At 34.2% G+C, this 25,001-nt stretch carries 16 protein-coding genes; 15 read left to right on the forward strand and 1 reads right to left on the reverse strand.

All coding sequences use genetic code 11. From position 1 onward, the window contains the following. Positions 1–12: 12 nt before the first annotated feature. Both infB and IRZ83_RS09270 read left to right on the forward strand, forming a co-directional pair. On the forward strand, positions 13–2,901 hold the full coding sequence (gene infB, locus IRZ83_RS09265) for a translation initiation factor IF-2 (RefSeq protein ID WP_194568256.1): 2,889 nt from the start codon (positions 13–15) through the stop codon (positions 2,899–2,901). Between the two features lie 138 nt (positions 2,902–3,039). Continuing rightward, positions 3,040–3,549, forward strand: coding sequence for a DUF4920 domain-containing protein (locus tag IRZ83_RS09270; protein WP_194568257.1), 510 nt, complete (start codon positions 3,040–3,042; stop codon positions 3,547–3,549). Between the two features lie 421 nt (positions 3,550–3,970). Here the strand turns inward: IRZ83_RS09270 and IRZ83_RS09275 are convergent, their stop codons facing one another. Continuing rightward, the gene (locus tag IRZ83_RS09275) at positions 3,971–4,360 is read right to left on the reverse strand and encodes an SPOR domain-containing protein (RefSeq protein ID WP_194568258.1); all 390 of its coding nucleotides are present in this window, start codon (positions 4,358–4,360) and stop codon (positions 3,971–3,973) included. Positions 4,361–4,579: 219 nt separating this feature from the next. On the opposite strand from IRZ83_RS09275, the gene IRZ83_RS09280 reads away from it, so the two are divergent. From IRZ83_RS09280 to IRZ83_RS09340, 13 genes are all read left to right on the forward strand, one after another. Further along, a complete protein-coding gene (locus IRZ83_RS09280; RefSeq protein ID WP_194568259.1) occupies positions 4,580–5,917 on the forward strand; it encodes a c-type cytochrome in 1,338 nt (445 codons plus the stop codon). Between the two features lie 32 nt (positions 5,918–5,949). Next, complete coding sequence (locus IRZ83_RS09285) at positions 5,950–9,006, forward strand: TAT-variant-translocated molybdopterin oxidoreductase (RefSeq protein WP_194568267.1); 3,057 nt, start codon at positions 5,950–5,952, stop codon at positions 9,004–9,006. A gap of 33 nt (positions 9,007–9,039) precedes the next feature. Continuing rightward, positions 9,040–10,440: an NrfD/PsrC family molybdoenzyme membrane anchor subunit gene (gene nrfD, locus IRZ83_RS09290; protein WP_042566279.1), complete on the forward strand. Its 1,401-nt coding sequence runs from the start codon at positions 9,040–9,042 to the stop codon at positions 10,438–10,440. After that, positions 10,433–10,957: a DUF3341 domain-containing protein gene (locus IRZ83_RS09295; protein WP_025572651.1), complete on the forward strand. Its 525-nt coding sequence runs from the start codon at positions 10,433–10,435 to the stop codon at positions 10,955–10,957. The genes nrfD and IRZ83_RS09295 overlap by 8 nt, the downstream gene beginning before the upstream one ends. 8 nt (positions 10,958–10,965) lie before the next feature. After that, positions 10,966–11,511: a c-type cytochrome gene (locus tag IRZ83_RS09300; RefSeq protein WP_029271971.1), complete on the forward strand. Its 546-nt coding sequence runs from the start codon at positions 10,966–10,968 to the stop codon at positions 11,509–11,511. Between the two features lie 27 nt (positions 11,512–11,538). Further along, on the forward strand, positions 11,539–13,056 hold the full coding sequence (locus tag IRZ83_RS09305) for a quinol:cytochrome C oxidoreductase (protein WP_194568269.1): 1,518 nt from the start codon (positions 11,539–11,541) through the stop codon (positions 13,054–13,056). A gap of 19 nt (positions 13,057–13,075) precedes the next feature. Further along, the gene (locus IRZ83_RS09310; RefSeq protein ID WP_194568271.1) at positions 13,076–14,260 is read left to right on the forward strand and encodes a cytochrome c oxidase subunit II; all 1,185 of its coding nucleotides are present in this window, start codon (positions 13,076–13,078) and stop codon (positions 14,258–14,260) included. Between the two features lie 31 nt (positions 14,261–14,291). After that, positions 14,292–16,094 (forward strand): cbb3-type cytochrome c oxidase subunit I, encoded by a 1,803-nt coding sequence (locus tag IRZ83_RS09315; RefSeq protein ID WP_029271974.1) that lies wholly within the window; start codon positions 14,292–14,294, stop codon positions 16,092–16,094. 108 nt (positions 16,095–16,202) lie between these two features. Then, positions 16,203–17,225 carry a Holliday junction branch migration DNA helicase RuvB gene (ruvB, locus tag IRZ83_RS09320; RefSeq protein ID WP_029271975.1) on the forward strand — a complete coding sequence of 341 codons (1,023 nt, stop codon included), beginning with the start codon at positions 16,203–16,205 and terminating at the stop codon, positions 17,223–17,225. An 8-nt stretch (positions 17,226–17,233) separates the two neighbouring features. Further along, on the forward strand, positions 17,234–18,049 hold the full coding sequence (locus IRZ83_RS09325; RefSeq protein ID WP_194568274.1) for an alpha/beta hydrolase: 816 nt from the start codon (positions 17,234–17,236) through the stop codon (positions 18,047–18,049). A gap of 60 nt (positions 18,050–18,109) precedes the next feature. Beyond that, positions 18,110–19,456, forward strand: coding sequence for a cytochrome P450 (locus IRZ83_RS09330; RefSeq protein WP_194568275.1), 1,347 nt, complete (start codon positions 18,110–18,112; stop codon positions 19,454–19,456). Next, positions 19,453–20,379, forward strand: a complete 927-nt coding sequence (gene queG, locus IRZ83_RS09335; protein WP_194568276.1) for a tRNA epoxyqueuosine(34) reductase QueG — start codon at positions 19,453–19,455, stop codon at positions 20,377–20,379. The genes IRZ83_RS09330 and queG overlap by 4 nt, the downstream gene beginning before the upstream one ends. A 1,036-nt stretch (positions 20,380–21,415) precedes the next feature. Continuing rightward, positions 21,416–25,001 (forward strand): HYR domain-containing protein (locus IRZ83_RS09340; RefSeq protein WP_194568277.1); only part of this gene is annotated, 3,586 nt, incomplete at its 3' end.

Genomic DNA, 25,001 nt, shown 5'->3' on the forward strand with positions numbered 1-25,001 from the left:
TAAAAAGGTTATATGTCTGAAGAGAGAGTAATAAGAATAAACAAGGTTTTAAGGGAATTAAATATTTCGTTAGAAAGAGCTGTTGATTATCTAAAAGATAAGGGAATTGCCATTGATGCAAATCCAAATGCTAAAATTTCTGATAGCGAATTTAATATCCTACAAAGCCAATTTGCGGGCGATAAGGGGAATAAGGAAGCTTCTAAAGAGGTAGGAGAAGAGAAAAGAAAAGAAAAAGAAGCATTACGTGTTGAACGTGAGAAAGAAATTGAAGACAAACGCAGACAAGACGAAGAGCGCCAAAAACAGCAAGAAATTATAAAAGCGAGAGCTGTTGTAACAGGACCTGTTCAAGTTGGTAAAATTGATTTAAATCCGAAGAAACCAGCAGTTGTTTCTACTCCTTCTGAGGAACCAGCAAAAGCTGAAGAACCAAAAGCAGTTGTTACTCCAACTCAACCAGAAAAACCTGTTCAAAAAGAAGTTGTACAGCCTGAGCCAGTTGCTCCTGTAGTTTCTGAAGAGAAAAAGGTAGAAAAGCCTATTATTACAGAGAAAAAAGAAGTAAAAGCTAATCCTGAAGCTTCGGCACCAAAAGCAGCACAAGAGCCTGTAGTCTCAACAGATCCTTCAACTGCTGAGGAAACAATTACGACTCAATATCAAAAATTATCTGGAACTACTCTTACAGGGCAAACAATTGATTTATCTCAATTTAATAAGCCTAAGAAAAAGAAAGAAGATCCAAAAATAACACCTAATAAACCAGGAACTCCAGGTGCAAATAATAACGCTAACAAAAACAAGCGTAAAAGAATTGCGCCTAAACCAGGAGCTCCAGGAGCACCAAAACCTGCTGCAGGCACTGCACCGGGAACTCCGAATCCTAATAAAATTACACCAAATACTGGTGGTGGAGGTTTTAACGCTAACAGAAGTGCAAGACCTGGTTTTGTAAAAGGAAACCGTCCTGCAATTGTAGCAAAAGTTGAGCCTACTGAAGAGGAAGTAAAAAACCAAATTAGAGAAACTCTTGAAAAACTTCAAGGTAAAGGTGGGAAATCTAAAGCTGCTAAATACAGAAGAGATAAAAGAGATACGCACCGTCAGAAATCTGATGAAGAGCAAAGAGCAATTGATGAAGGAAGTAAAACTATTAAGGTTACTGAATTTGTTACTGTAGGTGAAATTGCAATTATGATGGATGTGCCGATTACTAAAGTAATTGGAACTTGTATGTCTCTTGGTATCATGGTTACCATGAACCAACGTTTAGATGCTGAAACATTAACTATTGTAGCTGACGAGTTTGGTTACGAAGTTGAATTTATCACTGTTGATATCGAAGAAGCTATTGAAGTAGTTGAAGATAAAGAGGAAGATTTAGTAGTTAGAGCACCGATTGTAACTGTAATGGGTCACGTCGATCACGGTAAAACATCTTTATTGGATTATATTCGTAAAGAAAATGTTATCGCTGGTGAGTCTGGAGGTATTACACAACACATTGGAGCTTACGGAGTAACTTTAGATAACGGTCAAAAAATCGCATTCTTAGATACACCAGGTCACGAGGCGTTTACCGCAATGCGTGCACGTGGAGCTCAAGTTACAGATATTGCTATTATCGTAGTAGCGGCTGATGATGATATCATGCCACAAACTAAAGAAGCAATTTCTCACGCACAAGCTGCGGGAGTGCCAATTATATTTGCAATCAATAAAATTGATAAACCAAATGCGAATGTTGAAAAAATCAAAGAGCGTTTGGCTAGTATGAACTTGCTTGTTGAAGATTGGGGTGGAAAAATTCAGTCACATGATATTTCTGCAAAAGTTGGAACAGGCGTTAAAGAATTATTAGAGAAAGTTTTATTAGAAGCTGAAATCTTAGATTTAAAATCAAATCCAAATAAAGCGGCACAAGGAACTGTTGTAGAGGCATTCTTGGATAAAGGAAAAGGATATGTATCAACGATTTTAGTTCAACATGGAACATTAAAAGTTGGAGATTATATGTTGGCTGGAAAACATCATGGAAAAATTAAAGCCATGCATGATGAAAGAGGACATATTGTTAAAGAGGCAGGCCCTTCGACTCCAGTATCAGTTTTAGGTTTAGATGGTGCAGCAACTGCAGGTGATAAGTTTAACGTTTTTGAAGATGAAAAAGAGGCAAAACAAATTGCATCTAAACGTTCTCAATTAATGCGTGAACAATCTGTACGTACACAAAGACATATTACCCTTGATGAAATTGGCCGTCGTATCGCTCTTGGTCAGTTTAAAGAATTAAACGTAATCCTTAAAGGAGACGTTGATGGATCTGTTGAAGCATTATCAGATTCGTTCTCTAAACTTTCTACTGAAGAAATTCAAATTAATATCATTCATAAAGGTGTTGGAGCAATTACTGAAACTGACGTTATGTTGGCTTCTGCTTCTGATGCAATCATTATCGGATTTAACGTTCGTCCTGCTGGAAATGCAAGACAGCTTGCTGATAAAGAAGAAATCGATATCCGTTACTATTCTATTATCTACGCAGCTATTGATGACTTGAAAGATGCAATGGAAGGAATGTTAGCTCCAGAGATGAAAGAAGAAATTTTAGGAACTGCTGAAATTCGTGAGATTTTCAAAATTTCTAAAGTGGGTTCAATCGCAGGTTGTATGGTGATGGATGGTAAAATCATGAGAACTTCTAAAATTAGAGTTATTAGAGAAGGAGTAGTAGTGCATACAGGTGAGCTTGTAGCATTGAAACGTTTCAAAGATGATGTTAAAGAAGTTTCTAAAGGTTATGATTGTGGTATTCAAATTAAAGGTTACAATGACATTGAAGAAAGAGATGTTATTGAAGCATACCATGAAGTTGCAATCAAAAAGAAATTGAAATAATATTCAATAAATATATTCTAAAGTCCCAATGAAAATTGGGACTTTTTTTATGGCCTTAAATTATAGTCTTCAATTAACACTCAAATTATTTCCTTTATTTCAAATTTTAATTTTAATTTTGATAAAAAATATTTGAATATGAAACTATTAATATACTCGGCCCTTTTTTCTTTAGGAGTCTCTACATTGTCTTTTTCGCAAGAAGCAGTAGAAAAACCTTCCCCTCCTGCAGGAAATGCTATAGTAGGGGATTATTATGGAGCAGATGTTTCTAAAGCCTCTGAGGTTAAGGCAATCTCGGTAGAGAAGCTAGAAAAAGAATTAGAAAGTTCAAAGAAAGCTGAAAATATTGCGGTAAAAGGAATGGTTACCGATGTTTGTGAGAAAAGAGGTTGCTGGTTAACAATTAAAACAGAAGATGGTTCTCCCTTTTTTGTAAAAATGAAAGACTACGCTTTTTTTGTTCCCACTGCATTAAAGGGAAAAAATGTAGTTTTAGAAGGCAATGCTGAAAAGAAAATTACCTCTGTTGAAGAGTTACAGCATTATGCGAAAGATGCTAAAAAAACAAAGGCAGAAATTGATTCAATTACTTCGCCTAAAGAAGAAATTCGTTTTTTAGCTAATGGAATTAAAGTAGTAAATTAGATACAGCTAAAATCTAACTAGAAATTGATAAAAGATAAAAACAAGTCCTGATGAAAATTGGGACTTTTTGCTGTTTTAAACATTTTGTTAGCAGTGAACTCATCAGTTTTATTTTTCGTTTGATTTGACAACTTAAAATGTCATTAGGAATAGTGATATAGGTAATATACGGATGAAATTACAACGAAAAATAGGTTTTTTGGCAAATAGAAAAATGATATTAGCTAGCTAAATTTACAATTTTTATAACAACTGAAGTGAGTTTTTATGGCGTTAATAATTTGGTTTTTTTGTATAGGAGAAAGAACGGAGTATTCATTGAATTATTAATTATTTTTGAATTTGTAAGCGTAAAATTGTGTTGTTTTGAGCATAAAAAAAGCGAGATTTTAATCTCGCTTTTTTTATGCTCATATATTTTTTATCTGCCCGGTTTAATTAAAAAGACATTTTTGTATCTATTTTTTATTTCCGCTAAATTTTTTTCTGCTTCTATTCGTGTTTTGAAATTTCCAACCATAACTTTATAATTTGGTGTATTGAAAATTATTGTGCCGTCAATATTTGTATATTCTCTTTTAAAATCTGCCAGCGTTTTTTTTGCTTCTTCGCTTTTTCCGCTAAAAATTTGAATTCTATAAGTGTCATTTGTACTTATTGATGTGTTAATTTTACGTTTGTCATTCAGTAACTGTTCAAATTTAGGATCTTGATTTAGTGTTAAATTTTGGTCCTGTGCATGAATATTGTATGCTAAAGCAAACATTGATAATGTTAATAAAACTCTTTTTGAAGGGGTTAAAATTCTCATAATGTGATGGTTTTTATGCAAAAATAGTATTTAAAGTTTGTGTGGAAAATTTTAATATTATTTAGAATTGATATAAATTGATATTTAAGACTATTTTAAGGTTTTGAGAATAGTTCATAAGTCGTATTTTTGTGCAAGTTTTAAAAGAAGGTGTTCGTTTTTTACTGATTTACTACAGTAAAAATCATACCAAAAATTAGTAGATAATTATTATACTATATGAAAAAGGTGGGTAACCATAATTCGATCTCAAGAAAATTGCTGCTTAGCTTATCGCTAACGCTGATTTTCTCCCTAACTTCATTTGCTCAAGATGCTGCTGCTGCTCCGGCGGCGCCTGAAGCTGCTGCTCCGGCTGCAACTGCAGGTGGTGATCCAGTAAAAGGGAAAGAACTTTTTAATGCAAATTGTGCTGCATGTCACAAATTAGATGCTAAATCAACAGGTCCTGCTTTAAGGGGAGTTGCTGCTAAGCATGAAATGGCTTGGATCTACAAGTGGGTTCACAACAGTTCTGAAGTAATTAAATCAGGTGACCCTGTTGCTGTTAAACTTTTTGAAGAAAACAACAAGTCTGTAATGACTGCTTTTCCTCAATTATCTGAAGGGGATATTGATAATATTATCGCGTATACTTCTGAAGTAAAAGCTGAGCCTGCGGTAGCGCAAGGTGGTGGTTCTGCTGCTCCTCCGGGAACTAATGTTGAGGGTGGTGGAATTTCAAATAATATTATTTTAGGTGCTCTTGCTCTTGTAATGGCTATTTTAGTTGTTATGTTGTTCATGGTGAACAAAGTGTTAACTAAAGTTGCTGGTAACAATGGTATTGTAGTTGCTCCTAGAGAAGCTAGAACTCCAATCTGGAAAGCTTTTGCTAAGAACCAATTCTTAGTGTTGGTTACTTCTATATTTTTGCTTTTGGCAAGCGGTTATTTTGTGTATGGATTTTTAATGCAGGTTGGTGTAGATCAAAACTATGAGCCAATTCAGCCAATTCACTATTCTCACAAAATTCACGCTGGAGATAACGAGATCAATTGTAAATATTGTCACTCTGCCGCTCGTGTAAGTAAAAATGCCGGTATTCCATCATTAAATGTTTGTATGAACTGCCATAAAAACATTTCTGAGGTTGCTGAAACTACTGCTACTGCTGAGTATAGCAAAGCATTTTACGATGCACAGATTCAAAAATTATATGATGCTGTTGGATGGGATAAGACAAAACAAGCTTATACTGGAAAAACACAGCCTGTAAAATGGGTTCGTATTCATAACTTGCCTGACTTTGTGTATTTTAATCACTCACAACACGTTTCTGTTGCTGGAGTTGAATGTCAAACTTGTCACGGTCCAGTGCAGGAATTTGAAATCATGAAGCAATACTCTAAATTAACAATGGGATGGTGTATTGATTGCCATAGAAAAACAGATGTTAAGATGGAAGGAAATGCATATTATGATAAAATTCATGCTGAACTTTCTAAAAAATACGGTGTAGAGAAATTAACTGCAGCGCAAATGGGAGGTTTAGAATGCGGTAAATGCCACTATTAATCGAATTATTAAGATTTTAATATTTATATACAATGTCATCAAACAAAAAATACTGGAAAAGTGTTGAAGAACTAGAAAATAGTTCTATTGTTGAGGCGCTTAGAAATAACGAATTTGTTGAGGAAATTCCTACAGAAGAATTCTTAGGAAATGCAGATGCTTTAGCTACATCTGGAACTTCACGTCGTGACTTTTTAAAGTACGTAGGATTTAGTACAGCAGCTGTTACACTTGCTGCCTGCGAAGGTCCTGTTCACAAGTCGATACCTTATGTGTTACAACCAGAGCAAATCATTCCTGGTGTTGCGGATTATTATGCAACTACAGTTTTTGATGGTTTTGATTTTGCTAACTTATTAGTGAAAACTCGTGAGGGTCGTCCAATTAAAATTGATAACAACACTATTTCTGGAGCTAAGTTTTCAGCCAATGCTAGAATTCATGCATCTATACTGTCTTTGTATGACAGTGGACGTTTGAAAGAACCTAAATTAAAAGGTAAAAACACTAGCTGGTCTGCTGTTGATTTGGAAATTAAATCAAGTCTAACAGCTGCGAAAGCTAAGGGTGGTCAGGTAGTACTATTAACAAATACATTAGCAAGTCCTTCTACTGAAAAGTTGATTGGCGAATTTATTGCTAAAAATCCAAATGCAAAACATGTTGTTTATGATGCAGTTTCTTCATCTGACGCATTAGATGCATTTGAGACAGTTTACGGTGAAAGAGCTTTGGTTGATTATGATTTTTCAAAAGCTTCTTTAATTGTATCCGTTGGTGCTGATTTCTTGGGAGATTGGCAAGGTGGTGGTTACGATGCTGGATATGCTAAAGGACGTATTCCTCAAAACGGAAAAATGTCTCGTCACTTCCAGTTTGAATCAAACATGACATTGTCTGGAGCTGCTGCTGATAAACGTGTTCCAATGACTACTGCTAATCAAAAACAAGCTTTAGTTCAAATTTATAATATTATTGTCGGAGCTTCTGTTCCTGTTTCTTTAGAAGGTGCTTATAAGGCGGAAGCTGTTAAAGCTGCGCAACAATTAAAAGCAGCTGGATCTAAAGGGGTTTTGGTTTCTGGAATTGAAGATAAAAATGCTCAATTATTAGTTTTGGCTATTAATCAGGCATTAGCTAGTGAGGCTTTTACTACTGTTGGAACAAGACAGATTAGAAAAGGTTCTAATGCTGTTGTTTCTCAATTAATAAAAGATATGAATGCTGGAAGTGTTCATACTTTAATTATGAGTGGAGTTAACCCAGTTTATACTTTAGCTGATTCAGCTTCTTTTGTTTCTGGTTTAAAAAAGGTGGAAACATCAGTTGCTTTCTCTTTAAAAGAAGATGAAACTGCTTCTATCGTTAAAGTTGCTGCTCCTGCGCCTCATTATTTAGAATCATGGGGTGATGTTGAGATTACTAAAGGAACTTATAGTTTGACTCAGCCAACAATCCGTCCAATTTTCAATACAAAACAATTTCAAGATGTTTTATTATCGTTAAATGGTACTCCTGGAAGTTTTTATGATTATTTAAAAGGAAGTTCAGCTTCAATTATAGCAGGTTCTTCTTGGAATAAAGTTTTGCACGATGGTGTTTTTGTTGCTGGTTCTGCTGCTTTGGCTGGAGGATCTTATGATTTCGCTGGAGCCGCAAATTCGCTATCAAAATCAAGATCAGCAGCTGGAGATTTAGAATTAGTATTATATACTAAGACTGGTATGGGTGATGGACAACAAGCAAACAATCCTTGGTTGCAGGAGTTTCCTGATCCAATTACGAGAGTTTCTTGGGATAACTATGTTACAGTTTCTAATACAGATGCTAAAAAACTTGGGTTATCAAATGAAATTGTTGCAAACGGAGGGTTAAACGGAAGTTATGCTACAATTACTGTTGCTGATGGATCTAAATTAGAAAATGTTCCAGTAATTGTTCAGCCTGGACAAGCTGTTGGTACAGTTGGTTTAGCTGTTGGTTATGGTCGTAAGGCATCTTTAAAAGAAGAAATGCAAGTAGGTTTAAATGCTTACGCTTTATATAAAAACTTTAATAGTGTTCAATCCGTTTCTATTGCAAAAGCAAATGGAGTTCATGAGTTTGCTTGTGTTCAAGGACAGAAGACGTTGATGGGTAGAGGAGATATTATTAAAGAAACTACTCTTGAAGTTTTTAATACTAAAGATGCAGAACATTGGAATGAAAAGCCAATGGTATCTTTAGATCATCAAGAAGTTGAAGCTACAACAGTCGATTTATGGGAGTCATTTGATCGTTCTACTGGACATCATTTTAATCTTTCTATAGACTTAAATGCTTGTACTGGATGTGGAGCTTGTGTTATTGCTTGTCATGCTGAAAACAACGTTCCTGTTGTTGGTAAAGCAGAAGTTAGAAGAAGCCGTGATATGCACTGGTTGCGTATTGATAGATATTATTCTTCTGAAAGTACCTTTGAAGGTGATAATGAAAGAAAAGAAAATATTGCAGGTTTATCGAGTTCATTATCTACATTTAATGAAATGGAGAAACCTGGAGATAATCCACAAGTAGCATTCCAACCAGTAATGTGTCAGCACTGTAATCACGCACCATGTGAAACAGTTTGTCCTGTTGCTGCAACATCTCACGGTCGTGAAGGTCAAAACCACATGGCATATAATAGATGTGTTGGTACTCGTTATTGTGCAAACAACTGTCCATATAAAGTACGTCGTTTTAACTGGTTCTTGTATAACAAAAACAGTGAGTTCGATTATAACATGAATGATGATTTAGGTCGTATGGTGTTAAATCCAGATGTAAACGTTCGTTCTCGTGGAGTTATGGAAAAATGTTCTATGTGTATTCAAATGACACAAGCAACTAAATTGAAAGCTAAAAATGAAGGTCGTCCAGTTGCTGACGGAGAATTTCAAACAGCTTGTTCAAATGCTTGTTCTTCTGGAGCTATGATATTTGGTGATGTTAATGATTCTGGAAGTAAAGTTGCTAAATTAGCATCTGATGAGAGATCATATCACTTGTTAGAACATGTTGGAACAAAACCAAACGTGGTTTACCATGTTAAAGTTAGAAATACTTAGTAAAATTATTAATAAGAAACAATATAAAGGATTATGTCGTCTCACTACGAAGCACCCATTAGAAAACCTTTAGTTATAGGTGATAAATCATATCACGATGTAACTGTAGATGTGGCAGCACCTGTTGAAGGGCCTGCAAATAAACAATGGTGGATTGTATTTTCAATCGCATTAATAGCCTTCCTTTGGGGGTTAGGTTGTATAATTTACACCGTATCTACCGGTATCGGAACATGGGGATTAAATAAAACAGTTGGTTGGGCTTGGGATATCACGAACTTTGTTTGGTGGGTTGGTATTGGTCACGCAGGAACTTTGATTTCAGCGGTATTATTACTTTTCCGTCAGCGTTGGAGAATGGCTATTAACCGTTCTGCAGAAGCAATGACTATTTTCTCTGTAGTTCAAGCAGGTTTATTTCCAATTATTCACATGGGACGTCCATGGTTAGCATACTGGGTTTTACCTATTCCAAATCAATTTGGATCTTTATGGGTAAACTTTAACTCACCATTGCTTTGGGACGTATTCGCAATCTCAACTTATCTTTCAGTATCATTAGTTTTCTGGTGGACTGGTTTATTGCCTGATTTCGCAATGCTTCGTGATAGAGCTATAACTCCATTTAATAAGAGAGTTTATTCTATCTTAAGTTTTGGATGGAGCGGTAGAGCCAAAGATTGGCAACGTTTTGAAGAAGTATCTTTGGTCTTAGCTGGTTTAGCTACTCCGCTTGTACTTTCTGTACACACGATTGTATCGATGGACTTTGCTACTTCTGTAATTCCTGGATGGCATACAACAATTTTCCCTCCATACTTCGTTGCTGGTGCGGTATTCTCTGGATTTGCAATGGTAAATACATTGTTGATCGTAATGAGAAAAGTTTCTAATCTGGAAGCTTATATTACACTTCAACATATTGAATTAATGAATATCATTATTATGATTACTGGTTCTATTGTTGGTGTTGCTTACATCACTGAGTTGTTTGTAGCTTGGTATTCAGGTGTAGAGTATGAGCAATATGCGTTCTTGAACAGAGCTACTGGACCTTACTGGTGGGCATATTGGTCAATGATGACTTGTAACGTTTTCTCTCCACAATTTATGTGGTTTAAAAAACTTAGAACAAGTATCATGTTTTCATTTATTATTTCGATCGTTGTAAACATCGGAATGTGGTTTGAAAGATTCGTAATTATTGTTACTTCTTTGCATAGAGATTACCTTCCATCTTCTTGGACAATGTTTTCACCAACATTTGTTGATATTGGAATTTTCATTGGAACAATTGGTTTCTTCTTTGTGTTGTTTTTATTATACTCTAGAACATTCCCAGTAATTGCTCAGGCAGAGGTAAAAACAATTTTGAAAGGAACAGGAGATAATTACATTAGAGAAAGAGCAAATAAAGATTCACATCATGAGTAATAAAGTAATATACGCCATTTATAATGACGATGATATTTTGATGGATGCAGTAAAGAAAACTAGAGCTGCTCATCATCATATTGAAGAGGTTTTTACTCCATTCCCAGTTCACGGATTGGATAAAGCTATGGGTTTAGCACCAACAAGATTAGCAATTTGTGCTTTTTTATACGGATGTGTTGGTATTTCTGTTGCAACAACAATGATGAGTTATATTATGATTCATGATTGGCCACAGGATATAGGTGGAAAACCAAGTTTTAGTTTCATTCAGAATATGCCTTCTTTTGTGCCGATTATGTTTGAAATGACTGTATTTTTTGCTGCTCACTTAATGGTTATTACTTTTTATATGAGAAGTAGATTATGGCCATTTAAACAAGCTGAAAATCCTGATGTAAGAACAACAGATGACCATTTTCTAATGGAAGTTGCTGTAAATGATAACGAAGCAGAACTAGTTTCTTTTTTCGAAGGTACAGGAGCTGTTGAAGTTAAAGTAATTGAAAAGAATTAATTGTAGCTATGAAAAGGATATATAAAATAACACTTTTAGTTGGTATAACTATTTTAGTTTCATCTTGCCACAATAATTCGGCACCAAACTATCAGTATTTCCCTAATATGTATGAGTCTGTAGGTTATGAAACTTATTCAGAAGCAAAAATATTTAAAGGTGGAAAAGAAGGACAGCTTCCTGTAGAAGGAACTATCAATAGAGGTTTTGAACCTTATGAATATGAAAACTCGACTGCAGGTTATGAATTGGCTAAAGCTAATTTAAAATCACCTTTGAGTGAAGAAGATAGAAATTCTGGAAAAGGAAAAGAACTTTTCGAAATTTATTGTATTAGTTGTCATGGTGCAGCTGGTAATGGTAAAGGTAAATTGGTGGAAAGAGAAAAATTTCTTGGAGTACCTAGCTATAAAGACAGAGTAATTACTGAAGGAAGTATTTTTCACGTAGAAACTTATGGTTTAAATGCAATGGGTTCACATGCAAATCAATTAAGTGCCCATGAACGTTGGTTAGTTGCTGACTATGTTCTAAAACTAAAAAGCCAATTATAATTGTTGAACAAACTGATCGTAATAGATATGTATACATTTTCAAGTAAATTAAAAACTTTTTCTATCATCCTAATGGCTCTTGGTATATTAGGAATTGGATATGGTTTTTTAACTGCTCCTAAAAATATTGAAGAGGTAGAAACTCTTCTAGCAAAAGAAGCATCAGAGCACGGTGGAGGACATGTTGAGGCTACTGTGGCACATCATGAGGAAAAAGCTGAACCAATTCAACATGTTGAAGCAGTTCATCATGAAGAAACTAAAGATGCAAATGTTGAAGAGGCTGTAAGTAAAGATTCAGTTGTTGCTAATGAAGAAATTACTAATGAAGTAAAATCTGAAGAAGCACATCAAACTGAAGCTGCAGTTGTGCATGATACAAAAGTAGAAAACCATGCTGAAGCTTCTCATGAGCATGACCCTAAAGCACATGCAGAACATGTTTTGCACCAACTGCAAAACAAGCCATGGTCAGCGTTATATGTAGCGTGTATTTTCTTTTTACTGCTTTCTATGGGAGTTTTAGCATTTTATGCTATTCAACAGGTTGCTCAGGCAGGTTGGTCTCCAGTTTTGTTTAGAGTTATGCAGGGGATTACGGCTTATTTGCCAGTAGCGTCTGTTATATTCTTTATTATATTAATTCTTTGTGGATTACACTTTAATCACATTTTTGTATGGTTAGGAGAGGGAGTTACTGATCCTAAAAGTGCAAATTACGATGAGATTATAGCTGGTAAAGCCGGATATTTAAACTTTCCATTTTGGATTGTTAGAGCTGGTATCTTTTTATTAGGATGGAATTTATATCGTCACTTTTCAAGAAAAAATTGTTTAGCTCAAGATGACGCTAATGATGATCTAAATTACAAAAAGAACTTTAAATTGTCTGCTGGATTTTTAGTATTCTTTATAGTTTCTGAGTCTATTATGTCTTGGGATTGGATTATGTCAATTGATCCACACTGGTTCAGTACTTTGTTTGGATGGTATGTTTTTGCTTCTTTCTTTGTAAGTGGTATTACTACAATTGCGTTAGTAACAATATACTTGAAATCAAAAGGATATTTAGAATATGTAAATACAAGCCACATTCACGATTTAGCTAAATTTATGTTTGGTATAAGTGTTTTCTGGACTTATTTATGGTTTTCTCAATTTATGCTAATCTGGTATGCTAACATTCCAGAAGAGGTAACTTATTTTGTAACAAGAATTCAATTATACAACTTGCCTTTCTTTGGTGCTGTTGTTATGAACTTTGTTTTTCCATTACTAATATTAATCAACACAGACTTCAAACGTCTTAGCTGGGTTATTGTAATGGCTGGTACTGTTATCTTATTAGGTCACTATGTTGACTTCTTTAATATGATTATGCCTGGTACAGTTGGAGATCAATGGTTTATTGGTGTTCCTGAAATTGCGTCTATTCTTTTCTTCTTAGGTTTATTTATTTTTGTTGTATTTACTGCATTAACTAAAGCTCCTCTGTTGGCAAAAAGAAATCCTTTCATTGAAGAAAGTAAACATTTTCATTATTAATATTTAAAGAAGTAAACAGATGACAAGTTTGTTGGTAATTATAGTTTTAGTTTTATTAGCAGTTGCATTATGGCAATTGACCAAGATATTTGATCTTACTCAAGTAGGATCTTCTTCGGACGATTCTCAAGTTGCATCAGATAATGATAATAATATTCAAGGATATTTTATGTTTGGCTTTTTAGCTTTCATTTATATCTTTACAATTTACGGTTTACTAAAATGGGGTAATTTAGCTCTTCATACTCCAGCTTCTGAGCATGGACTTTTAGTAGACAGCTTAATGAATATTACTTGGGTTTTAATTTTTACAGTTCAAGTTATTACACAAGGTTTATTATATTGGTTTTCTTTTAAAAATCGAGGTCATAAAGATAGAAAAGCATTATTCTTTGCTGATAGCAATAAATTAGAGGCAATCTGGAGTATTATTCCATCTGTAGTTTTAGCTTGTTTAATCCTTTATGGATTATATGCTTGGAATAATATCATGTTTGTTGATAAAGATGAAGATGTTATTGAAATCGAATTGTACGCTCAACAATTTAAATGGACTGCTAGATATGCGGGGGAAGGAAATGTTTTAGGAAAAGCAAATGTACGTTTGATTGAAGGTGTAAATACATTGGGAGTTGATATGTCAGATCCTAATTCTAAAGATGATATTATAGTTTCTGAATTGCATATTCCAAAAGGTAAAAAAATACATTTCAAGATGCGTTCTCAAGATGTATTGCACTCAGCTTATATGCCTCACTTTAGAGCGCAGATGAACTGTGTTCCTGGAATGGTTACTGAGTTTGCTTTTATTCCTACTTATACAACTGCTGAATATAGAGAGTTGCCTTTTATGATTGAAAAAGTAGCACATATCAATAAACTTAGAGCAGAAAAAAGTGCTGAGTTAGTTGCAAAAGGAGGAACGGCTTTAGATCCTTATACATTTGATTACTTATTATTATGTAATAAAATTTGTGGAGCTTCTCATTACAATATGCAAATGAAAGTTGTTGTTGACACTCCTGAAGATTATAAAAAATGGTTAAGCGAAAAAACAACTTTAGCTCAGGATATTGAAGCTGCAAAGGCTGCTGAAAAACCAGCTGAAGGTGCTAAAGCTTCAAAAGATAGTACCATTAAAGATACAGTTAAAGCAGTTATTGATACAGCTAAGGCGGTTGTAGCTAAAGTTGCTATGAAATAATATTTATTAAGAAAATTTAAAGTACACATATATGTCAGCAGAAGCGCACGATCACGATCACGGACACGATCACGAGCACGAACATCATCATAAAGACACGTTCATTACTAAATATATCTTTAGTATTGATCACAAAATGATTGCTAAGCAATACTTAATTACCGGTATTATTATGGGTATAATTGGTATTGCAATGTCGTTGCTTTTCAGAATGCAATTGGCTTGGCCAGAAGAGTCTTTCAAGATATTTAATGTTTTATTAGGAGATAAATTTGCACCTGATGGTGTAATGGCAAACGATATTTATTTAGCCTTAGTTACAATTCACGGTACTATCATGGTATTCTTTGTACTTACGGCTGGTTTAAGTGGAACTTTTAGTAACTTACTTATTCCACTTCAAATTGGAGCAAGAGATATGGCTTCTGGATTTATGAATATGATTTCATACTGGTTGTTTTTCTTATCTGCTGTAATAATGTTATCTTCTTTATTTGTTGAAGCTGGACCAGCTTCTGCAGGTTGGACGATTTACCCTCCATTAAGTGCATTGCCACAAGCAATTCCAGGATCTGGAACAGGTATGACATTATGGTTAGTTTCTATGGCTATCTTTATTGCATCTTCTTTAATGGGATCTTTAAATTACATTGTTACAGTTATAAATTTAAGAACTAAAGGAATGTCTATGACTAGACTTCCGCTTACTATCTGGACATTTTTCGTAACAGCTATTATTGGTGTTATTTCTTTTCCAGTATTATTATCTGCTGCATTATTATTAATTTTTGATAGAAGTTTTGGTACTTCATTCTTCTTGTCTGATATTTATATTGCAGGAGAGGTTTTACATTACCAAGGTGGTTCCCCAGTATTATTTGAACACCTATTTTGGTTCTTAGGACACCCTGAGGTTTATATTGTAATCTTGCCAGCGATGGGTCTTGTTTCTGAAATTATGGCTACGAACTCTCGTAAACCAATTTTCGGATATAGAGCGATGATTATGTCAGTTCTTGCAATTGCATTTTTATCTACAATTGTTTGGGGTCACCACATGTTTATTTCAGGTATGAATCCTTTCTTAGGATCTGTATTTACTTTTACTACTTTATTGATTGCAATTCCGTCTGCTGTAAAAGCGTTCAACTGGATTACAACTTTATGGAAAGGTAACTTACAATTCAACCCTGCAATGTTATTCTCAATTGGAATGGTTTCTACTTTCATCACTGGAGGTTTAACTGGAATCATTTTAGGAGATAGTACTTTAGATATTAACGTTCACGATACTTACTTTGTAATTGCTCACTTTCACTTAGTAATGGGTATTTCTGCTCTTTATGGAATGTTTGCTGGTATTTACCACTGGTTCCCTAAAATGTACGGAAGAATGTTGAATAAAAACTTAGGTTATATTCACTTTTGGGTAACTGCAGTTTGTGCTTATGGAGTTTTCTTCCCAATGCACTTTATTGGATTAGCTGGTTTGCCAAGACGTTATTATACAAATACGAACTTTCCATTATTTGATGACTTGCAAAATGTGAATGTTTTAATTACAACATTTGCTCTTGTTGGAGGTGCGTTCCAATTAGTATTCTTATACAACTTCTTTAGTAGTATTTTTTACGGCAAGAAAGCGGTTCAGAATCCTTGGAGATCTACAACATTAGAGTGGACAACTCCGGTAGAACATATTCACGGTAACTGGCCAGGTGAAATTCCTCATGTACACCGTTGGCCATATGACTATAGTAATCCAAATCATGATGTAGATTTTGTACCACAAAATGTACCAATGAAAGAAGGTGAAGAAGTTTTACACCACTAAAAATATTTTAAAGACTGTCTGAGAAGACAGTCTTTTTTGTTTTAGTTAAATTTTTTTTCGCCCCATTTTACTGTTTTACAAACTGATTACTTTGTATATCTTTGTAAGATGAATGAAAACCTAGATCCTACCACAAAAGGATACAACCCAGAAGAGTTAGATCTTGAAAAAAGATTACGTCCGCTGTCATTTGATGATTTTGCTGGACAGGATCAAGTTTTAGAGAATTTGAAAGTGTTTGTTGCAGCGGCGAATCAGCGTGGTGAAGCTCTGGATCATACACTCTTTCATGGGCCTCCTGGACTTGGAAAAACTACATTAGCCAATATTTTGGCAAATGAACTTGAAGTTGGTATTAAAATTACCTCTGGTCCTGTATTGGACAAGCCTGGCGATTTAGCCGGATTGCTTACTAATCTAGACGAAAGAGATGTTTTATTTATAGACGAAATTCATCGTTTGAGCCCAATCGTTGAAGAATATTTATATTCGGCAATGGAGGATTTTAAAATTGATATTATGATAGAGTCTGGACCAAATGCCAGAACTGTTCAAATCAATTTAAATCCGTTTACCTTAATTGGAGCAACTACTCGTTCAGGTTTGCTTACTGCGCCAATGCGTGCCCGTTTTGGGATCTCATCACGTTTACAATATTACACTACTGAACTTTTGACAACAATTGTTGAAAGGAGTTCTGCGATATTAAAAATGCCTATTGATCTGGAAGCAGCAATTGAAATTGCTGGCCGAAGCCGAGGTACACCACGTATTGCAAATGCATTATTGCGCAGGGTTCGAGATTTTGCACAAATAAAAGGAAATGGTACTATTGATCTCGAAATAGCTAAGTATGCATTGAATGCACTGCATGTTGATGCACATGGTCTTGATGAAATGGATAATAAGATTTTATTAACTATTATAAATAAGTTTAAAGGAGGTCCAGTCGGTCTTTCTACTTTAGCAACCGCTGTTTCTGAAAGCAGTGAAACTATTGAAGAAGTTTATGAACCTTTCTTGATTCAGGAAGGATTTATTATGAGAACTCCCAGAGGGCGAGAAGTTACGGATAAGGCTTATAAACATTTGGGCAAGATAAATATTAATATCCAAGGTGGATTATTTTAAAATGTGATATGAAGCATTTCGTTGTATTTTTGTTGTTTACTTGTTTTAGTTCTTTTGGTCAGACTAAATCTTTTCCAAATCTTGCTTATGGAAAATCTACTCAACAGGTTTTAGATTTATATATTCCTGATGGAAATTTAAGCGATGTGCCTGTTGTTATTCTTATTCATGGAGGAGCATGGTCAATGGGCGGTCTTGAATATACAAGAAAGCATGCTCAAGACATATGTAATCAAGGATTTGTTGTTGCCAATGTCGATTATCGCTATGTTACTGATAAAATTTCTGCCCAGGATTTATTAGCTGATATAAACACAGCTGTTAATTATGTTTCTGATCTATCTACTAAATACGGTTATGCTAAAAATGGTTATCATATTGTCGGAATTAGTGCTGGAGCACATTTAGCATTATTATATGGATATACTAAAAAAAATGTAAAGTCTATAACAGCATTGTGCGCGCCTTCCCGATTAGATTCTCGTGAAGCATTAGAATATCTTAAAAAGACTGGGATTTTTGATATTGTCGAAAAATTAGCTGGAACAAATATAAATGCAAATGGTATTAATCCTGCTCTTACTGATATAAGTCCATATAACACTATTTCTAACATTCCGACATTATTGATACATGGTGATGCGGATCCCGTGGTAAATGTCAGTCAATCTCAAAATCTTTATGCAGAATTAAAAAGCAAAGGTGTAGAGACAAAATTGATAATTAGAGAAGGTAAAGGTCATGATGTTGGAATGAATTCGCCTGAGACTGAAACTCAGAATATAAAGGATATTACAGAGTGGATTTTGCAGCATAATAAGTAAATTTGATTAATAAGGAAATAAATACCAATATTAAAGTGGATTCTTTTAATTCTATTCAAAATGTCTGAAAACAGAAAATATAATTATCCTAGCAGGCTTTCAATATTGAGATTTTTTCTGGATGCTGAAGGAGTGCGTAGAAATCCTATTCCGTTTCATAAAAGATATTTTGAAAAACTTGGAGATTCTTTTTCTCTTAAAATTGGTATTTCAAAGTATATTATCTTATCCAGAGACAATGAAATTGCCCAATATATTCTTCAGAAAAACCAAAAGAATTATCACAAATCTAAATTCCAATCTGTATACCTGTCAAAATATTTAGGTAAGGGACTTTTGACTGTTGATGGAGATTTTTGGCTTAAACAAAGAAGACTTATTCAGCCTGCTTTTCATAAGCAAAAGATGAATCAATTAGTCGAAAATATGAATAAGACAATTGCTTTAGAATTGGAAGGTTTAGCTGAAGAAAAATCAATTGATCTTTTCCCGATTATGAGTCAGCTGGCATTTAATGTTGTAGCTAAATCATTATTTCAGCTTTCAATTTCTGAAGAAAAATTAAATCGTATTAAAGTTATTATTGAAGAAGTTCAGAATTTCTTAATTAAAGAAATTCGACTTCCGCATAAAGCTTTATGGTTCTCGCTAAGTGGCCAAGTAAAAAGACATCTAGAATTGGCTCAAGAGAATAATAGAATCATTCAAGAAATTATTGAGGAAAGAATTGAATCAAAAAATGAAATCAATGATTTGCTTAATATGCTTTTGGAAACAAGATATGAAGATACTGGTGAAGGAATGTCAGTAAAGCAGTTGATAGATGAAATTAAAGTTTTATTTATTGCTGGGCATGAAACAACTGCAAATGCTTTGACTTTTACACTTTATCTTTTAGGAAATAATCCGGAAATTCAAGAAAAGGTTTTTAATGAAATTGCAGAAATACAAACGCAAACTGATAATGTTGTAGAACAACTTCAGAAAATGACTTATACAAATGCAGTTTTAAATGAGTCGATGCGATTATACCCGCCTGCTTGGATTACGGATAGACAAAATGTCGAAGATGATTCTATTGGACAGTTTAATATAAAGAAAGGAACTCTAATCGGAGTTTCTTTTTATGAATTACATCGCAATCCTAAATATTGGGAAGATCCAGAAAAGTTTGATCCAGAACGTTTTCTTGGGGAAAGAAAGAAAAATTCAACGCAATACTTTTATCCATTTGGAGCTGGACCAAGAATGTGTATTGGAGCTGGATTTGCTATTTACGAAATGTGCTTGACTATTTCTCATATTGTAAAAAGATATCAGATTAAATCTACTGAAACTGCTATTCGTTTTAACCCTCTAATTACATTAAAACCAGTTGGAGTAGAGGTTATATTTTCTAAAAGATGAGTATCAATTCTAAAGAAACATATTCAAAATTTATTAAAGCCGAAGCGAAACGACTTGGCTTTCTTTCTTGTGGTATATCTAAAGCTGGATTTTTAGAACAGGAAGCTCCTCGGCTTGAAAAATGGCTAAATAATAATCATAACGGGCAAATGGCCTATATGGAAAATCATTTTGATAAACGTCTAGATCCTACTTTATTAGTTGATCATGCGAAAAGTGTAGTATCACTTTTGCTAAATTATTATCCTTCTGAAAATCAAAATCAAGAAAGTTTTAAAATATCGAAATATGCTTACGGCCAGGATTATCACTTTGTTATCAAAGAAAAATTAAAAGAATTTCTTCATGCTATTCAAGAAAATATTGGTGATGTTTCAGGTCGCGCCTTTGTCGATTCTGCACCAGTTTTAGATAAAGCCTGGGCTGCTAAAAGCGGTTTAGGATGGATTGGTAAAAACAGCAACCTCTTAACTCAAAAAGTGGGCTCGTTTTACTTTATTGCAGAACTAATTCTGGATTTAGATTTAGAATATGATCATGCCACTACAGATCATTGTGGTTCTTGTACTGCATGTATCGATGCTTGTCCTACACAAGCAATTGTTGCTCCGTATGTTGTTGACGGAAGCAAGTGTATTTCTTACTATACTATCGAATTAAAAGAAAATATTCCTTACGAGATGAAAGGGAAATTTGATGAATGGATGTTTGGTTGTGATACTTGTCAAGATGTTTGTCCTTGGAATCGTTTTTCGAAACCTCATTCGGAACCATTATTTAATCCAAATCAGGAAATTCTTTCTTTATCCAAAAAAGATTGGATTGAAATTACCGAAGAAACTTTTCGTGCGGTTTTTAAAAATTCTCCTATCAAAAGAACAAAATTCGAAGGATTAAAGCGTAACATCAAATTCCTTGAATAAGTTTTTTCAAGTTATTTATTAGCAAATACATCATAATAGCAATTTTGATTTTGCTTAAGAAAAGATAAAAATTAAGGTTGTTTTTTGTAAGAACTTATTTTTATCTTTCATAAATATAGTACTTAATAAAGCGTAAGAAATAAAACACAAATAATATAGTTTTTGAGAAAATTTAAATAATATCGCTACTTCTAAAAGTGAGTTTATTTTGAGAATGATCCTACAAGTGCATAATTAAAACACAGACTTGGATAAAAGAAATAAAGCGATTTATACAAATGGACAATGCTAAAGCTCGCAATTTAAATTTATTAAATGCTAGGCAATTTGAAGTTACGTTGGCGAAATTATTTTATATTATTTTCCTTTTATATGAAATAATTATATTGATAATGAATAAGTTGTATTTTTTAAATGGTTGTAATTATTAATTACTAAAAAAAGTTTTAACTGGAAATTTTTCATCATAATTCATCAGAAGCTGCCTAACCGATTACAATTTCTAAAAAATCTTTTAGAGAGATCAAAATTTGACAAGTGAGTCAAACACCAAATATTTTTTTTGAATTAATAAAAGCATGATTAAAGCATGCTTTTTTTGTAAGATAAAATTAGTGTATTGTTTGTAAAAACACATAAAAACAATTAATTCAATAATATTTTAAGAAAATTCCGTCTTTTTGTTATCAAATAATTATATTTTTTGATTCTTTAGGTTAAATTTTATCGATAAAAAGTGCATTTCAACGTTTTTACTTGTATTTGGTCGAGTAAAGTGGCTAGTATTGAGGTGTTTGTATACTTTCGCCCCTCCAAAACTACAAATTTAACTTAAAGACAAAAATCAGTACGAGCTGAGATTAAAGTATTATGGTCCAAATAGTTTACTTCTTTTTTTATGATTTTGAAAAAAATAATTTCAATTTTCTAAAATCTATTTCTTCGTTTTTATCGTATCTGCTTAATAATTTGAAAGTCACCTTTTGGAATTCAAATTCTATATTATCTATTACTCAAATTAATACCGAGTCTGTCCATGCGTAACTTTACATTAAATAGGTTTAAATTCTTTAAACCTAATTTTCTTATTTTATTTATTTTATTAATTACATCTAGTGCGTCAGCTCAATTTTATACGAAGCATTATATCGCGCCCGCTCCGTGGCAGTATTTTAGCAAAGCAAATGAAATTGTCATAGCGACAAATTCTACAACTGCGGTAAATATCGAAATATTAAAAAGTGATGGTACTTTAATCACAAATACATTGACTGCTGTAAAAGGAACTCCTGCGGTTTACAGATTTGCAGGTCTTCCTAAAGATGCGCCGGCATTAAAATTAAGTACTGTTTTAAATGCAGCAGGTTTAATTGTTACAGGAAGTAAACCTGTATCCATAAATTTAAGAAACGTTGCTTCTGACGCTTTAGGTGGTGATGGAAGTGATAAAGATATTAAAGGTAATGCTGCATTGACAAGTTTTGGCGATGCTGGAATCGGAATCAGATATAGAATTGGATATTACAGGGATGGTTCGCTAGGTAATTTTGGAGGTTATGGAGATCAGCGCCCAATTTATAGTATCATGGGTATTACCAATGGTACATCAGTAAAATTGAATAATGTAGTAATTGCAACCTTAAATGCAGGTCAAAGTTACTTGTTTACAGCACCTCTGGGTTCTTTAGTAGAGTCTTCAAATCCTACAGTAATGAATACTTCTGCAGCTATAGATACGCCAGACGGTTGTGGAGATGGAGCTTATAATCAAATTCCTCCAGAAGCAGTTTTGGGATCAGAATATTTTATTGAAAGAGGTAAAGGAAATGACACAGCAGAGCAGACAACAGTAGTAGCAACAAAACCAAATACAAAAGTAACAGTTGATACATTTTCTGCAACAGGCGCTTTAACAGGTACAGTAAGCAAAACGCTTGTAAATGCAGGGGATTTTTACACGTTTATGAACGGTATTTCTAAAACTAATTTTTCTGCATCGAGAGTTTCTGCGACGAACAATGTTGCCGTATATTCTGGTACAGCAAAGGATTGTGAGGTTGATGTTTATACCGTTGCACCAGTTTCAGAATGTGGAGGATCTAATTTTATTGAAACGGCTAAATTCAGAAATTATGGAGTAGGTTCTTTACCTTATTTTGGATACGTTTTATTAAAAGATGCCGCTGCAAAAGTATATGTAAATGGAGTAGATATTGAAACAAAATCAGGAATAGCAGCTCGTCATCAATTAGGAACTACAGGCTGGTATTTAATTAATTTTGAAGATACTCAAATAGGAAGTCCAGATGTACTTTCTCTTTCAAGTGATGCCAAATTAACGGTGTCGATTGTACAGCAGGGTGGAGGTTTTTCTATGGCAGGATTTTTCTCGAATTTTGCTATTCAGCCCGAAGATCCAACATTTACATACGTTTCAGGCGGAGGATGTACAAACAATACAGCTGCATTAAAAACGCCATCAGGATTTTCGCCTTATCAGTGGTATTTGAATGGAGTGGCTATTTCAGGCGCAAATTCAGACACTTATACAGCAACTAAAACAGGATCATACTCAGTAGCTTCAACTTTAACATGTGGTGCGCAAACTCAATCTAAACCTGTTTCTGTAACATTATGTACAGATTTAGAAGTTACTAAAACGGTAAATAACGCTACACCATGTGTTGGCTCGAACGTAGAATTTACAGTTAAATTAAATAATTTAGGAGTAAACAATTCAACAGGAGTTTCAGTAAATGATTTACTTCCAACGGGATACAGCTTCGTTAGTTCAACTGTATCAACAGGAAGTTATAATTCAGGAACTGGTGTTTGGAGTATCGGAGACGTAAATGGAGGTGTTACTGAAACATTAAAAATTGTTGCAAAAGTTAATCCTTCAGGAGTTTACTTAAATAAGGCTTCATTACCAGATACAACTACAGACAGTAATTTGGCAAATAATTCGGCAAGTATTTCAACTACTCCCAATGCTCTGCCAACACTTATCGTATCTAATCCTGCATCTGTATGTGCTCCATCAAAAGTAGATTTAACAGCTGCTGCGATTACTGGAGGCAGTTCAGCCAATTTAACCTATACATATTGGACAAATTCAACTGCAACAACAGCATATGCTACACCAACAGCGGCAACAGCTGGGACTTATTATATCAAAGGAACTAATGCTTCCGGATGTTCAGAAATAAAATCAGTTGTAGTAACAGTTGCGGCGGCGCCAAATGCAGGGACTATTTCAGGCACTCAAAATATATGTATAGGAGGAACATCAACTTTTTCATCAAATGGAAATTCTGGTGGCAGCTGGACAAGTAGTGATGCAAATATCGCAACGGTTGATGCTTCAACAGGAGTAGTTAGAGGAGTTGCTGAAGGTTCAGCTACAATTACTTACAAAGTAACAGGAACAGGCGGTTGTTCAGATGTAACATCAAATAGAAGTATTAAGGTTAATCCGTTTCCGACTGCTTCAATCACAGGAAGCCTAACTGCTTGTTTGACTACAACTTTAAACGCACAAACTAATGCGGCTTCGCCAGCCTATGTTTGGTATAAAAATAATGCTGTTATTTCTGGTGAGACATCATCTTCTTTAGTTGTTAATACTGATGGTGATTACAAAGTAAAAGTTACAAATGGGGCAACAACCTGTGAGCAGATTTCGGCAGTTTCAACTGTAAAAGTGAGCGATACAGAAAAACCTGTTAAACCAGTTTTAGCAGATGTTACAGCCCAATGTTCAGTAACAGTAACGAATCCGACAACAACAGATAATTGTAAAGGAACTGTAACGGGAACAACAACAGATCCTTTAACATACAATACTCAAGGTAGTTTTAATATTACCTGGAGTTTTAATGATGAAAACGGAAATATAGAAACAGCTCTTCAAAAAGTAATTATAACAGATACACAAAAACCGACCGTTACCTGCCCTTCAGATGTTGTGGCTTTTGCCAATGCAAATTCTTGTGCAGCAGCAGGGGTAAATTTAGGAGTGCCATCAACGACGGATAATTGCAGCGGAACTGTTACAGTAACTAACAATGCACCATCAAGTTACCCGCTTGGAAATACAATCGTTACTTGGACAGCTACAGATGCAGCAGGAAATATACAAACTTGTTCTCAAAATGTTAAAGTGGTAGGTCCGATAAAAGCAAATGATGACAAAATATCCTCTTTCAATGGAAATACAGGCGGAACAGCAGTTTCTAATGTTTTATCTAATGATTTGCTCAATTGTAATAATATAGTAAGAAGTGATGTTGACTTAATTTTATCATCTCCTTTACCTTCAGTTTTAACTTTTGATACTATTAGTGGTGCAGTAACAGTTAAACCAAATACACCGGCAGGAACTTATTCATTTAATTATCAAATTTGTGAAGTTTCGAATTCTGGAAATTGCAGTACTGCAACAGTAGAAATTATAGTAACAAATCCAGTAATCGATGCAGTTACAGAAACAACAGCTTCAGTAAACGGAACTATCGGAGGCACTACATCAGTTTCATTAACAGCAAACGATACCTTAAACGGAAATCCGGTTGTGATCGGAACAAGCGCAGGACAGGTTATTTTAACATCAGTTAATGTCT

This window comes from Flavobacterium sp. JLP, assembly GCF_015350755.1.
Taxonomy (GTDB): Bacteria; Bacteroidota; Bacteroidia; order Flavobacteriales; family Flavobacteriaceae; genus Flavobacterium.